11 protein-coding genes and 1 pseudogene are annotated in these 12,746 nt (G+C 69.5%); 4 read left to right on the top strand and 8 right to left on the bottom strand.

Going from position 1 to position 12,746, the window contains the following annotated elements; translation table 11 throughout:
• Positions 1 to 164: 164 nt before the first annotated feature.
• On the bottom strand, positions 165 to 812 hold the full coding sequence (locus ACSQ2G_RS02825; RefSeq protein ID WP_436028104.1) for a hypothetical protein: 648 nt from the start codon (positions 810 to 812) through the stop codon (positions 165 to 167).
• 122 nt (positions 813 to 934) lie between these two features.
• On the opposite strand from ACSQ2G_RS02825, the gene ACSQ2G_RS02820 reads away from it, so the two are divergent.
• Positions 935 to 1,303 (top strand): response regulator, encoded by a 369-nt coding sequence (locus ACSQ2G_RS02820; RefSeq protein ID WP_028040271.1) that lies wholly within the window; start codon positions 935 to 937, stop codon positions 1,301 to 1,303.
• Between the two features lie 4 nt (positions 1,304 to 1,307).
• Entirely contained in the window at positions 1,308 to 2,672 is a 1,365-nt protein-coding gene (locus ACSQ2G_RS02815; protein WP_436028102.1) for a PleD family two-component system response regulator, read from the top strand.
• Positions 2,673 to 2,852: 180 nt separating this feature from the next.
• Here ACSQ2G_RS02815 and ACSQ2G_RS02810 read toward each other — a convergent pair whose 3' ends face one another.
• The 4 genes from ACSQ2G_RS02810 to ACSQ2G_RS02795 form a co-directional block, all read right to left on the bottom strand.
• Entirely contained in the window at positions 2,853 to 3,620 is a 768-nt protein-coding gene (locus tag ACSQ2G_RS02810; RefSeq protein ID WP_436028100.1) for a glutaminyl-peptide cyclotransferase, read from the bottom strand.
• Between the two features lie 116 nt (positions 3,621 to 3,736).
• Positions 3,737 to 3,904 (bottom strand): 50S ribosomal protein L33, encoded by a 168-nt coding sequence (gene rpmG, locus ACSQ2G_RS02805; protein ID WP_010920317.1) that lies wholly within the window; start codon positions 3,902 to 3,904, stop codon positions 3,737 to 3,739.
• A gap of 81 nt (positions 3,905 to 3,985) precedes the next feature.
• Positions 3,986 to 4,432, bottom strand: a complete 447-nt coding sequence (locus ACSQ2G_RS02800) for a DUF6265 family protein (RefSeq protein ID WP_436028098.1) — start codon at positions 4,430 to 4,432, stop codon at positions 3,986 to 3,988.
• A gap of 178 nt (positions 4,433 to 4,610) precedes the next feature.
• Positions 4,611 to 5,339: an NUDIX hydrolase gene (locus ACSQ2G_RS02795; RefSeq protein ID WP_436028096.1), complete on the bottom strand. Its 729-nt coding sequence runs from the start codon at positions 5,337 to 5,339 to the stop codon at positions 4,611 to 4,613.
• Between the two features lie 359 nt (positions 5,340 to 5,698).
• Between ACSQ2G_RS02795 and ACSQ2G_RS02790 the strand changes: the two are divergent.
• Both ACSQ2G_RS02790 and ACSQ2G_RS02785 read left to right on the top strand, forming a co-directional pair.
• Positions 5,699 to 5,869, top strand: a pseudogene (locus ACSQ2G_RS02790) (amidohydrolase); the annotation flags it as partial.
• 29 nt (positions 5,870 to 5,898) lie between these two features.
• Entirely contained in the window at positions 5,899 to 6,957 is a 1,059-nt protein-coding gene (locus ACSQ2G_RS02785; protein ID WP_436028094.1) for an SGNH/GDSL hydrolase family protein, read from the top strand.
• 138 nt (positions 6,958 to 7,095) lie between these two features.
• On the opposite strand, the gene rnr is transcribed toward ACSQ2G_RS02785, so the two are convergent.
• The 3 genes from rnr to topA form a co-directional block, all read right to left on the bottom strand.
• Complete coding sequence (gene rnr, locus ACSQ2G_RS02780) at positions 7,096 to 9,432, bottom strand: ribonuclease R (protein ID WP_436028092.1); 2,337 nt, start codon at positions 9,430 to 9,432, stop codon at positions 7,096 to 7,098.
• Between the two features lie 226 nt (positions 9,433 to 9,658).
• Positions 9,659 to 10,027 (bottom strand): hypothetical protein, encoded by a 369-nt coding sequence (locus ACSQ2G_RS02775; RefSeq protein ID WP_436028090.1) that lies wholly within the window; start codon positions 10,025 to 10,027, stop codon positions 9,659 to 9,661.
• A 31-nt stretch (positions 10,028 to 10,058) separates the two neighbouring features.
• Positions 10,059 to 12,731 carry a type I DNA topoisomerase gene (topA, locus tag ACSQ2G_RS02770; RefSeq protein WP_436028088.1) on the bottom strand — a complete coding sequence of 891 codons (2,673 nt, stop codon included), beginning with the start codon at positions 12,729 to 12,731 and terminating at the stop codon, positions 10,059 to 10,061.
• Between the last annotated feature and the right edge of the window lie 15 nt (positions 12,732 to 12,746).

The raw sequence follows: 12,746 nt of genomic DNA, 5'->3' as shown, positions 1-12,746 counted from the left end.
CGCGGCCGAACGACTGCCGCCAAAACGGTTGTCATCCCGGACAAGCGAAGCGCAGATCCGGGACCGCCGGAAGCGCCGGCGCTCAGGCCCCGGTCCCGGATCTTCGCGCTGCGCGCTCGTCCGGGATGACAGTCGTTTTAGGCCATAGGCGACAGTCCCGACCCTCATGGGAACAGCTTGCGCTCGATGGCCGCCTTCAGGTCCGGCCACAGGTCGATCCGCGGATGCCGCTCGGGGTCGGAAGGGGCCAGGGGGCGCAGGCGCTCGTCGGCCACCATCTGGAAGCGGCCCACCCGCGGCGCGCTCTGCGCCACCGAATCCAGCTGCGGCAGCAGGTCGTCGACGAACACCGACGGCGAGGCCGTGCGCTCGGCCAGGTGCGCCGCCGACGGGCCCTTGGGGCCGCTGTTGATCACCAGGGGATAGTCGAAGCCGTGGGTCTTCAACCAGCGGCCGCGCGACTGACGGCCATGCTCGGGGGCGTTGGTCAGGATCACCACGTCGGCCCGGGTCGACAGGTCGGCCAGGGCGTCGGCCGCGCCCTCGGCGGGCGGCAGGTCGTCGGCCCCGTCGCGGAAGAAGTCGTCGAACAGGGCCCGGCCGGCGATCAGGTCCAGGTGCTCGGTCTCGCCCGGGCGATAGATGTTCTGGAACAGGGCGAAGCGGTCGATCCGCAGCTCGAAACCGTGGCGCCCGATGAACGTTCCGAAGCCATGCATGAAGCGCGCGAGGACCTCGTCGACATCGACGATGACCAGCGGCGCGTCGGGGCGCACGGTGCAGGCCTGAAGGTCGGAAAAACTGGGTTCCATGATCTACGATAGGTCGAGGTAAACGCGATTAGCGCGGGCTTAAGGATATTCGTGCGATCTGGAACCCAGAAGCGGCGCGAATCCCTCACGCATCGCCACGGACCGGAATGGTCGGGGTCAGGATGACGAAGAAGGTCCTCATCGTGGAGGATAATGAGCTGAACATGAAGCTGTTTCATGATCTGCTCGAAGCCCAGGGTTACGAGATCCTGCAGACCCGCGAGGGCTTGCAGGCTCTGTCGATCGCCCGTGAGCATCGTCCCGACCTGATCCTGATGGATATCCAGCTGCCCGAGATCTCCGGCCTGGAAGTCACCAAGTGGCTGAAGGAGGACGACGACCTGTCGCACATCCCCGTCGTCGCCGTCACGGCCTTCGCCATGAAGGGCGACGAGGAGCGGATTCGCGAGGGCGGCTGCGAGGCCTATATCTCCAAGCCGATCTCGGTGTCACACTTCCTGGACACCATCACCCGGTTGCTGGAAAGGTAGGCCCGTGAGCGCGCGTATCCTGGTCGTCGACGACATCGAGGCCAATGTCCGCCTGCTCGAGGCCAAGCTTTCGGCCGAATATTACCAAGTCTCCGTCGCTTATGACGGCCCGACCGCCCTGGCCCTGGCGGCGGACGAACTGCCCGACGTCATCCTGCTGGACGTGATGATGCCCGGCATGGACGGCTTCACCGTCTGCCGCAAGCTCAAGGAAGATCCCGCCACCCGCCACATCCCGGTGGTGCTGGTCACGGCCCTGGACGGCAGGGCCGACCGCATCCAGGGGCTGGAGGCGGGCGCGGCGGACTTCCTGACCAAGCCGATCGACGACGTCATGCTGTTCGCCCGCGTGCGCAGCCTGACCCGCTTCAAGCTGGTGATCGACGAACTGCGCCAGCGCGAGGCTTCGGGCCGGCGCATGGGCGTGATCGCCGGCGCCGCTTCGCGGCTGGACGGCCTGGGCGGCCGGGTGCTGGTGGTCGACGACAACGAGCGCCAGGCCCAGCGCGTGGCGGCCGAGTTGGCGGTCGAGCACCGTCCCGTCATCGAATCGGATCCGATCAAGGCCCAGATCAGCGCCGGCGGCCCGGTCGACCTGGTGATCATCAACGCCGCGGCCAAGGGCTTCGACGGCCTGCGCTTCGCCGCCAGCCTGCGTTCGGACGAGCGCACCCGGCACCTGCCGATCCTGGCCATGGTCGATCCCGACGAGCGCCCGCGCCTGGTCAAGGCGCTGGAGATCGGCATCAACGACATCCTGCCGCGGCCGATCGACCCGCAGGAGCTGGCCGCCCGGGTCAAGACCCAGATCCAGCGCAAGCGCTACACCGACTATCTGCGCCAGAACCTCGACCACAGCCTGGAGCTGGCGGTCACCGACCAGCTGACGGGCCTGCACAACCGCCGCTACATGGCCGGCCAGCTCGATTCGCTGGTCAAGCGCGCGGGCCTGGGCGGCGACCCGGTCGCGGCCCTGCTGATCGACATCGACCACTTCAAGAAGATCAATGACGGCTTCGGCCACGACGTCGGCGACGAGGTGCTGCGCGAGTTCGCCCTGCGCCTGGCGTCGAACGTCCGCGCCATCGACCTGCCTTGTCGCTACGGCGGCGAGGAGTTCACGGTGATCATGCCCGACACTCAGCTGGCCGACGCCCTGCGCATCGCCGAGCGGATCCGCATGCACGTCTCCGGCTCGCCGTTCCGCGTGGCCCACGGCAGCGAGCTGCTGACGGTGACCATCTCGATCGGCGTCTCCGCCACCGGCGGTGCGGGGGACACCCCCGAGACCCTGCTCAAGCGCGCCGACGAGGCGGTCTACGAGGCCAAGAAGTCGGGGCGCAACGCCGTGGTGGGCAAGGCGGCTTAGGGGGCGCTTTTTCAGCCGCGCAAACTTCCAAAAACTCCGCTCATCCCGGCGAATGCCGGGACCCAGATCCCATGGCGGAGTGGCTGATTGGAACGGCTCGGCGTTCTTGGAACCCACCACACCGCTTTTCCATCTGGGTCCCGGCATTCGCCGGGATGAGCGGGTGAAAGGGAGCGTGGCTCAGCGCTCGGGCACCACCTTGATCTCATAAAGCCGCGGCCACAGCTTGCCCGTGACGATCAGCCGGTCGGCCTTGGCGTCGTAGGCGATGCCGTTCAGCACGTCGGCCCGGGCCCGGTCGGCGGCCGGCAGCAGGCCCGCCAGGTCGATCCAGCCCGTCACCTTGCCTGTCGCCGGGTCGATGCGCGCGATGCGGTCGGTCTGCCAGACATTGGCCAGGATCTCGCCCTTGACCCATTCCAACTCGTTCAGCTGGTCCACCGGCCGCCCTTCGTCGGTGACGGTGATCCCGCCGGTCTCCTTCAGGGTCTCGGGGTCCAGGAACCGCAGGCGCGACGTTCCGTCGCTCATGATGATCCGCCTGTCGTCGCGGGTCAGCGCCCAGCCCTCGCCGGGATAGCTGAAATCGCCCTTCGTCTCGAAGTCGTCGATCCCGTAGACGAAGCCGACCTGGTTCTTCCAGGTCAACTGGATCAGCCGGTCCTTCCAGTCGATGATTCCTTCGCCGAAGAATTGGCTGGAGATCGAGCGCTCATTCTCGACGCTTCCGGTCTCCAGCACGATCTTGCGGATCGACGAGGCGCCCTCCAGGCCCGTGCTCTCGTACAGGAAGCCGTCGCGCAGGAAGAGGCCCTCGGTGAAGGCGTTGGGGTCGTGGGGATAGGTGCGGACCACCTGGTAGCCATAGATCGGCGTGGCGGCGTGGCCGGGGGGCGCGCAGGCCGCCAGCAGGCTCACGAGGGCGATCAGCAGGGTGCGGCGCATCATCCGCAAAGCCTTAGCCCGCCGCGTGCGCCGAAAGAATGGCCGCGGGAGCGCCAGGCAAAGAAAAACGCCCGACCTGGCGGCCGGGCGTCTTGTCGCATCACGAAGGGTAGGCGGACCTACTTGATCTTGCCTTCGCGGAATTCGACGTGCTTGCGGATGACCGGATCGTACTTCTTCAGCACCATCTTTTCGGTCTTGGTGCGGGCGTTCTTCTTGGTCACGTAGAAGAAGCCGGTGTCCGCCGTCGAGTTCAGGCGGATCTTGATGGAAGCCGGTTTGGCCATGGTCGAATCCCTGCGATGGTCGCGCAGGTCCCTACGCGGTCGAAATAAGAGGCGCGGAACATACTCACCGGCGGCGCAAAGTCAATTGCCGGTCGCGCATCGTTTATAGGGGAATTCGACGGCCTTGGCCTGGCCGCCGATCTGGCCCTCGATCCGGCCGGTCACGGCGTCGGGTCCCAGCCGGCGATAGATCACCCGCTGGGGGAAGTCGTGGGCCGGATCCTCGAACACCGCCTCGTCCGCCGTCAGGCTCTTGAGCGGGAAGGTGGCCCTGGCCTGGCCGGACGGCTCGGCGACATAGGCCAGCGATCCGTCGGCCTCGATGATGCGGACGAACTCGTATTCGCGCAGCTTGCCGTCGCGCACCGTGCGGCCCAGGCCCAGCATCACGCCGCCGCCGGGGGCCATCCACAGCTCTTCCACCGCGCCGTTCGGCTTGACCTGGATCCAGCAGCCCTTCAGCCAGGCCATCTGGTCGATGCCGGCGGGCGGGCCGGACAGCTGGGCGGCGAGGATCAGGGCGAGCATGGGCGGCCTCGTTCGGCGCGGGTCGAGGCTAACAGATCCTCCCTGTGGGGGAGGTGTCGGCGAAGCCGACGGAGGGGGGAGTGATCGATGGATGTCGGATCTGCGATCGTCGATCCTGAAACTCCCCCCACCGGCCTTCGGCCGCCTCCCCCACAGGGGGAGGGTCTAAGCTCGCGCTCTACAGATAGCTCAACTGCCGCGCCCCGTGCAGGAAGCGCATGAACGGGGCCGGGCGTCCAGGGTCGGCCAGGCGCTGGGCCGCCTCGTGGACGACGAAGCGGGTGATGTTGGGCAGGTCCAGGGCGCGGGCCTGGTCGAAGTCGAACCAGCCGATCTCGTCCAGCTCGCCGCAGTCGGGCTGGCGCTCAAGGCTCAGAAGGGCGCTGGCGGGGGCCATGAAGAACCGGGCGTCGAAGCGGCGGGTGCGGTAGGGCGGGGTGACGGCCCGGGCCACGAAGGCCAGAGGCGCCAGGTCGGGCAGGGCGCCCTGGGCCAGGAACGGCCGCCAGGCCCCGGCGCCGGGTCGGACGGGCGCGGCCTTGGCCAGCAGCAGGCCGGTCTCCTCGAAGGTCTCGCGCACCGCCGCCAGGGCCAGGGCGCGGGCCAGGCGCGCGGGGCTGGGGTGGCGAGGCTCCAGGGCCAGGCGCGCGGCGGTGTCGGGCGACAGCTCGCTGGCCGAGGGGGCGGCGTAGTCGGCCCGGTCGACCCGGCCGCCGGGAAACACCCACTTGTCGGCCATGAACGCCAGGCCCCGGTTGCGGCGGCCCATCAGCAGGCGGGGCCGGTCGCCGTCGTCGCGGACCACGATCAGGGTGGCGGCGTGGCGCGGCTTCAGCACGCCGGCGTTCGGATCACGGACGTCGCCGTCGTTGCGGGTGTCGAATTGGGCGTCGATGGGTTCGTCCATGCGCAGAGCTTAGACCCGACTCGCGACAACGCCAGCCGTCCGTGGCGGCAACGGGGTCCAGCGCTTAAACCGTTGTCATCCCGGAAGCCTCGCAGAGGCTGTCCGGGATCCAGGTGAGCCGCAAGGCCTTCGTCCAGTCCTCTGGGTCCCGGACAAGCGCTGCGCGCTTTCCGGGATGACAACTCCTGGGGGCAGGCTGAGCCAGCGCTTGACCGCCATGCGCCCGCCCGCCCAAGCTCGCGCCGGGGATTTGGGAATCGAGGGACGGCATGTTCGCAAGGGTTTCGGCGCTGGTCTTGATCGCCGCGCTATCGGGCGCGCCGGCCTTGGCCGCCCCGTCCACGGCCCAGGTGGCCGCCGCGGCCAAGGCCCAGGCGGTGTTCATCCAGCTGGGCGGTCGCCCGGCCAGCGTGCCCGCCGCCACGGCCCCGGCCAACCACTCGCCCTATTTCGACGTCGACGAGGCGGTGTTCGAGACGGGCGTGAAGGCCGAGGTCTTGCTGGCGCTGGATTATCTGGCCAAGAAGTAGCGCGCCTCGCCCGCCTGAAGGAGACCTGCTTGCGATCGTTGCTTCTCGCCGCCGTCGCGGTCCTGGCGCTGTCGAGCCCGGCGCCGGCCCAGACCGCCCTGACGCCCAATATCGGCGGCCGCGTCGTACCGCTGCCGAACGGCGCGGCGGAGTTCGGCTGGCCGGGGGTCTATTTCGAAGGGCGCTTCACCGGCCCCTCGGTCGAGGTGTCCGCCGATCCGCAGGCCGAGCACCTGGCGATCAGCATCGACGGTCAGGTCCGCACCGAGCTGGCCAAGCCGGGCGTCGCTCGCCTGACGTTCAAGGACCTGGGCCCCGGCGAGCATGTCGTGCGGGTCGACAAGCTGACCGAAAGCCAGAGCGGCTCGGCCCAGTTCCTCGGCTTCTTCGTCGGCGCCGGCGGCCAGGCCCTGCCGCCGGCCAGCCGTCCGCGTAGGATCGAGTTCATCGGCGACTCCCATACGGTCGGCTACGGCGTGCGCGCGACCAAGCGAAGCTGCACCCAGGCCGAGATCCACGACCTGACCGACACCAGCCTGACCTTCGGCCCGATCCTGTCGCGCCGGCTGGACGCCGACTACCGGATCGTCGCCTTCTCCGGCCGGGGCGTGGTGCGCAACTATGGCGGCTCGTCGCCGGGCCAGCCCCTGCCGGTGCTCTATTCGCGGCTGATCCCCGGCCAGGCCGCGCCCGCCGTCGACCCGGCCGACCCCTGGCGGCCCGACCTGATCGTCATCGGCCTGGGCACCAACGACTTCTCCACCCCTGTGGCCCCGGGCGAGGCGTGGGCCGACGAGGCCGCCCTGCACGCCGACTACCGCAAGACCTATGCCGGCTTCATCCGCGACCTGGCCCGTCGTCAGCCGCAGGCCCGGTTCCTGTTGATCGCCGGCGACAGTTTCGCGGCCGATGTCGAGCAGGTGGTGCAGGCGGTCGACGCCGAGACCCCCGGCCTGGCGACCCCCGTGCGGATCACCGGCATGGACCTGGGCGCCTGCGACTGGCACCCGTCGATCGCGGACCAGACGATGATGGCCGATCGGCTGGAAGCGGCGGCGCGGACGTTGCCGGTATTCTCGACGCACTAATCCGTTGTCATCCCGGAAGCCTCGCAGAGGCTGTCCGGGATCCAGGTGACTGGGCGCAGGCCGTGCAGCCGCCCTGGATCCCGGACAAGCGCTGCGCGCTTTCCGGGATGACAACTGGAAGGGGGCGGACTCCCGAAACTACTTCCGCTTCCCGCGCCGCACGCCCTTCGGCAATCCGCCCCGCGGCTTGACCGGCGTCCGCGCCCGTACGCCCAGTCTCGGCCGCGGGGCTTTCGGATCGGCGGGCAGGGCGTCCGTCAGCATCTCGAACAGCAGGCCTCCGGTCACGGGCGTCGCCTCGCGCAGCCGCACCTCGACCGCCAGGCCCAGCGGGAAGCGCTTGCCGGTGCGCTCGCCGACCAGGGCGTGCATGCGATCGTCATGGACGAAATATTCCTCGCCCAGGGTCGACACCGGCACCAGGCCGTCGGCCCCGGTCTCGTCCAGCTTCACGAACAGGCCGAACCGGGTGACGCCGGTGATCCGTCCGCTGAAGGTCGCGCCCACCCGGTCGGCCAGGAAGGCGGCGATGTAGCGGTCGGTGGCGTCGCGCTCGGCGGCCATGGCCCGGCGCTCGGCGTGGGTGATGACCTCGGCGGTATCCTTGATCTGGCTGATGTCCTGGTCGGTGAGACCGTCGGTCCCCAGGTTCAGGGCCCGGATCAGGGCCCGGTGGACGATCAGGTCGGCATAGCGGCGGATCGGGCTGGTGAAGTGGGCGTAGCGGGCCAGGTTCAGGCCGAAGTGGCCCAGGTTGTCGCTGGAATAGTGGGCCTGCATCTGGGTGCGCAGGACCACCTCGTTGATGATCGCCGCGTGCGGGCTCTCGCGGGTGTCGTCCAGCAGCTTGTTGAAGCGCGCCGTGGTCGGGGCCTCGCCCTTGGACCATTTCACCTCCAGCGTCTGCAGGAACTCGACCAGGCTCATGACCTTTTCCTGGCTGGGCGTGTCGTGCACCCGATAGATCAGCGGCAGGCGCTTGGCTTCCAGGGTCTCGGCGGCCGAGACATTGGCCTGGATCATCATCTCCTCGATCAGCTTGTGGGCCTCGAGGCTGGCGCGGCGAGTGATCGACTGGATCTCGCCCTCCTTGATGATGATCCGGCGCTCGTCGCTCTCGATCGCCAGGGGCGAGCGGGCTTCGCGGCCCTTGCCCATCAGGCGGAAGGCGGCCCACAGGGGCCTCAGGATCGGGTCCAGCAGAGGCCCGGCCTTGTCGGCGTCCTGGCCGTCGGGCGGGGCGACGCCGTCGATGGCGGCCTGGGCCTGCTCGTAGGAGAGCTTGGCGGCGGAACGCATCAGGCCGCGCACGAACTTGTGGCTCTTCCTGCGGCCGGTGGCGTCGAACACCATCCGCACCGCCAGGGTGGCCCGGCTCTCGCCCTCGCGCAGCGAGCACAGGCCGTTGGACAGGGTCTCGGGCAGCATCGGCTCCACCCGGTCGGGGAAGTAGACGCTGTTGCCCTTCTCGCGGGCGTCGCGGTCCAGGGCCGAGCCCGGGCGCACATAGGCGGCGACGTCGGCGATGGCCACCCAGACGATCCAGCCGCCGACATTGCCCGCCTCCGGGTCGGGATGGGCGTAGACGGCGTCGTCGTGGTCGCGGGCGTCCACCGGATCGATGGTCACGAACGGCAGGTCGCGCAGGTCGTCGCGGCCCTCCAGGGTCGGCGGCTGGGCCGCGCCGGCCTCCGCCTCGGCCTCTTCCGAGAAACCGGTGGGGATGCCGTGGCTGTGGATGGCGATCAGCGAGGCGGCGCGCGGGTCGTCCTCGCTGCCGACCACCTCCAGCACCTTGCCGAACTTGGGGCCGTAGCGGCCCGAGGCCGTGCCCACCTGGGCCAGGACCAGGTCGCCCTCCTTGAGGTCCTTGGCCTCCTGCTCGTTGAGCAGCAGGCTTTCCTTGGACTTGCGGTCGACCGGCTCGACGCGCGTCTCGCGGCGGTGCTTGCGGATCACGCCCAGCACCTTGTGGGCGCTCTGGCCCAGCCGCTTGATCAGCCGCGCCTCGGTCTCGCCGCTCTCCAGCTGCTCGAAGCGGACCAGCAGGCGGTCGCCCATGCCCGGGGCGCCGCCGGCCGCGGCGTCGCCCTTGCCGGGGGCCAGGCGCACCTGCGGCAGGTCCTCGCCGCCCTTGGTCAGGCGGACATAGAGGTCGCCGTCCGCGTCGCGTTCCACCACGTCGACCACGCCGACGGGGGGCAGGGCGCCGGCCTCGGCGAAGCCCCGGCGTCCGCGCTTGCCCAGAGAGCCGTCGGCCTCGAGCGCTCGCAGCATCTCGCGCAGGGCCCGGCGATCGGCGCCCTTGAGGCCGAAATGGCGGGCGATATCGGCCTTGCCGCTCTCGCCGGCGTCGCGCAGGAAGGCCAGCAGGGTCTCGCGATCCGGCAGGCCGGCGGGCGGCTTGGCCGTCCCCTTGGCTTTCAGCGAGGCGGCGGGGAACTTGGACGACTTGGGCGAGCGGGGTTTGGCCATTCTCCTCGTCTAACGCGCCGAAGGGGGCGATGGGAAAGGGAAATGGGCGTTGGGCGGCTTCTGCTCGCCGATCCCGCCCTGAAAAGTTGTCATCCCGGAAAGCGCGCAGCGCTTGTCCGGGACCCAGGTGAACCGCAAGGCATCAGCCCAGTCCCCTGGGTCCCGGACAGCCTCTGCGAGGCTTCCGGGATGACAACCTTTGGGAAAGAAGGCCTTGGCCGTAGCCCTAGTACAAGTCCTCGATCCCTTGCGGCGGGGTCTGGGGCGCCGGTTCGGGCTTCTTTTTTTCCGGCTCGACCGGCGCGGCGGGCGGGGTCTCGACGACCGGCGCGGCGACCACCGGCGCGTCCTCGACCTCTTCGACCGGCTTGGGCTTGGGGGCCTCGACGGGCGGCGGCGGGGCGGCCTCGGCGACCGTCGGGGTGGCCTCGCGCACCGGCACGCCCGAGACCTCGGCCAAGGGCGCGGTCGAGGCGGCCTGGCGGTCGGTCTTCACCAGGGCGTTCTTCAGGCCGAACGCGAAGCCGCCGACGCTGATCGCCGACAGGATCACGACCACGACAGGCAGCGGCAGGGGGCGTTCGAGCGACGTCATGGGGCCAGCTTAATCCCACCGCCGAGGCGCGTCACGCCTCGGCCTTGACCTTCTTCGGGGCGGGTTTCTTGGCCGCCGGTTTCCTGGCGGCCGGCTTCCTGGCCGGAGCCTTCTTCGCCGGCGCTGCGCCGTCGGCCGCCACGGCTTTCGCCTTGGTCGGCGCTTTCTTGGCGGCCGCCTTCTTGACCGGCTTCTTGCCGCCGCCCTTGGCGACCCGGTCGGCCAGCAGGGCCACGGCCTCGTCCAGGGTCAGGGCGGCCGGATCGGCGCCCTTGGGGACGTTGGCGTTGGTGTCGCCGTGCTTGATATAGGGCCCGAAGCGGCCCGACAGCACACGGATCGGCTTGCCGTCCTCCGGGTGATTGCCCAGTTCGGCCAGGGCCGCGGCTTGGCCGCGCTGCGGACGCCCGCCGCCGGCCCGCTTGTCGGCCAGCAGGGCCACGGCGCGGTTCAGGCCGATGTCGAAGACGTCTTCGGGGTTCTCCAGGTTGGCGTAGGTGCCGTCGTGCAGCACGAACGGCCCGAAGCGGCCCAGGCCCGCGGTGATGGTCTTGCCGTCGTCCGGGTGGGCGCCGACCTCGCGGGGCAGGGACAGCAGGCGCAGGGCCTTCTCCAGGTCGACCGCCGCCGCCGTCCAACCCTTGGGCAGGCTGGAGCGCTTGGGCTTGTCGCCGCTGTCGGCCGCCGCCAGTTCCTCGACATAGGGACCGAAGCGCCCGTTCTTCAGCCACACCGCGCGGCCGGTCGCCGGGTTGATCCCCAGCTCCTTGTCGGCCGCCTCGGCCTCGCCGTCGCCCTCGGCGGTGGCCAGCTGGCGGGTGTAGCGGCATTCGGGATAGTTGCTGCAGCCGATGAAGGCCCCGAACTTGCCGGTCTTCAGCGACAGCTGTCCCGTGCCGCAGGTCGGGCACAGGCGTGGATCGGAGCCGTCGCCCTTGTCGGGGAAGATGTGCGGGCCCAGGGCCTCGTTGAGCGCGTCGAGCACGTTGGTGGTGCGCAGCTCGGCGATCTCGCCGACGGCGGCCGCGAAGTCCTTCCAGAAGTCGCGCAGGAACTGCTTCCAGTCCAGCTTGCCGTCCGACACCAGGTCCAGCTGCTCTTCCAGGGCGGCGGTGAAGTCGTACTCCACGTAGCGGCGGAAGAACTGCTCCAGGAAGGCGGTGACCAGGCGGCCCTTGTCCTCGGGGATGAAGCGTTGCTTGTCCATGCGGACATATTCGCGGTCGCGCAGCACGGTCAGCACCGAGGCGTAGGTCGAGGGGCGGCCGATGCCCAGCTCTTCCATCTTCTTGACCAGGCTGGCTTCCGAATAGCGCGGGGGCGGCTCGGTGAAGTGCTGGTCGGCGCGGGCGTCCAGCACCTTGGCGGCGGCGCCCTCCTCGATCATCGGCAGGCGGGCGCTGTCCTCGTCGCCCTCGTCGTCGCGGCCTTCCTCGTAGACGGCCAGGTAGCCGGGGAACAGCACCACCTGGCCGGTGGCGCGCATTCCAGTCTGGCCGTCGGCGCTCTCCAGGTCGACGGTGGTGCGCTCGATGCGGGCGCTTTCCATCTGCGAGGCGATCATCCGCTTCCAGATCAGCTCGTACAGGCGCCCCAGGTCCGGCTCCAGGCGCAGGGAGCCGGGGTTGCGGCCCAGGCTGGTCGGGCGGATGGCCTCGTGGGCTTCCTGGGCGTTCTTGGCCTTGGCCTTGTAGTAGCGGGGGGTCTCGGGGACGTACGACGCGCCGTAGACATTGCCGATCACGCTGCGCGCCTCGGCGATGCCCTCGGGCTCGACCGACACGCCGTCGGTCCGCATGTAGGTGATCAGGCCGACGGTCTCGCCGCCGATGTCGATGCCCTCGTACAGCTTCTGGGCCGCCTGCATGGTGCGCTGGGCCGAGAAGCCCAGCTTGCGGGCGGCTTCCTGCTGCAGGGTCGAGGTGGTGAAGGGCGGGGCGGGCGAGCGCTTGCCGGGCTTCTTCTCGACGGCGGCCACCTTGAAGACCGCCTTCTGCACGGCGGCGCGGGCGGCCAGGGCCGAGGTCTCGTTGCCCAGGTCGAACTTGGTGAGCTTCTTGTTCTCGTGCTTGACCAGGCGGGCCAGGAACGGCTCGGCGCCGGCCGTGACGTCGGCTTCGACGGTCCAGTATTCCTGGGTCTTGAAGCGCTCGATCTCCAGTTCGCGGTCGACGATCAGCCGCAGGCAGACCGACTGAACGCGGCCGGCCGAGCGGCTGCCCGGCAGCTTGCGCCACAGGACGGGCGAGAGGGTAAAGCCGACCAGATAGTCCAGGGCGCGGCGGGCCAGGTAGGCCTCGACCAGCTCCATGTCGATGTCGCGCGGATTGGCCATGGCCTCCAGCACGCTCGACTTGGTGATGGCGTTGAAGGTGACGCGCTGGACGGTCTTGTCCTTGATCGCCTTCTTCTTCTGCAGCACCTCCAGCACGTGCCAGCTGATGGCTTCCCCTTCGCGGTCGGGGTCGGTGGCCAGGATCAGGCGGTCGGCGCCCTTCAGGGCGTCGACGATGTCGGACACCCGCTTGGCGGCCTTGCCGTCCACTTCCCAGCTCATGGCGAAGTCGTTGTCGGGCTCCACCGAGCCGTCCTTGGACGGCAGGTCGCGGATGTGGCCGTACGAGGCCAGAACCTTGTAGTCGGACCCGAGATACTTGTTGATGGTCTTGGCCTTGGCCGGGCTCTCGACGACGACGACGTTCATTAGGACCTTGGATGC

Origin of the sequence: Caulobacter sp. LjRoot300, from assembly GCF_964253875.1 — a bacterium.
In the GTDB taxonomy this organism is placed as follows: domain Bacteria; phylum Pseudomonadota; class Alphaproteobacteria; order Caulobacterales; family Caulobacteraceae; genus Caulobacter.
The sequence above is the reverse complement of the archived record's forward strand: the minus strand, read 5'-3'. Positions and strand labels throughout refer to the sequence as shown.

Coding starts and splice junctions, on each gene's coding strand:
- ACSQ2G_RS02825 (WP_436028104.1), bottom strand. CDS start 812: ATGGAACCCAGTTTTTCCGACCTTCAGGCCTGCACCGTGCGCCCCGAC.
- ACSQ2G_RS02820 (WP_028040271.1), top strand. CDS start 935: ATGACGAAGAAGGTCCTCATCGTGGAGGATAATGAGCTGAACATGAAG.
- ACSQ2G_RS02810 (WP_436028100.1), bottom strand. CDS start 3,620: ATGATGCGCCGCACCCTGCTGATCGCCCTCGTGAGCCTGCTGGCGGCC.
- rpmG (WP_010920317.1), bottom strand. CDS start 3,904: ATGGCCAAACCGGCTTCCATCAAGATCCGCCTGAACTCGACGGCGGAC.
- ACSQ2G_RS02800 (WP_436028098.1), bottom strand. CDS start 4,432: ATGCTCGCCCTGATCCTCGCCGCCCAGCTGTCCGGCCCGCCCGCCGGC.
- ACSQ2G_RS02795 (WP_436028096.1), bottom strand. CDS start 5,339: ATGGACGAACCCATCGACGCCCAATTCGACACCCGCAACGACGGCGAC.
- rnr (WP_436028092.1), bottom strand. CDS start 9,432: ATGGCCAAACCCCGCTCGCCCAAGTCGTCCAAGTTCCCCGCCGCCTCG.
- ACSQ2G_RS02775 (WP_436028090.1), bottom strand. CDS start 10,027: ATGACGTCGCTCGAACGCCCCCTGCCGCTGCCTGTCGTGGTCGTGATC.
- topA (WP_436028088.1), bottom strand. CDS start 12,731: ATGAACGTCGTCGTCGTCGAGAGCCCGGCCAAGGCCAAGACCATCAAC.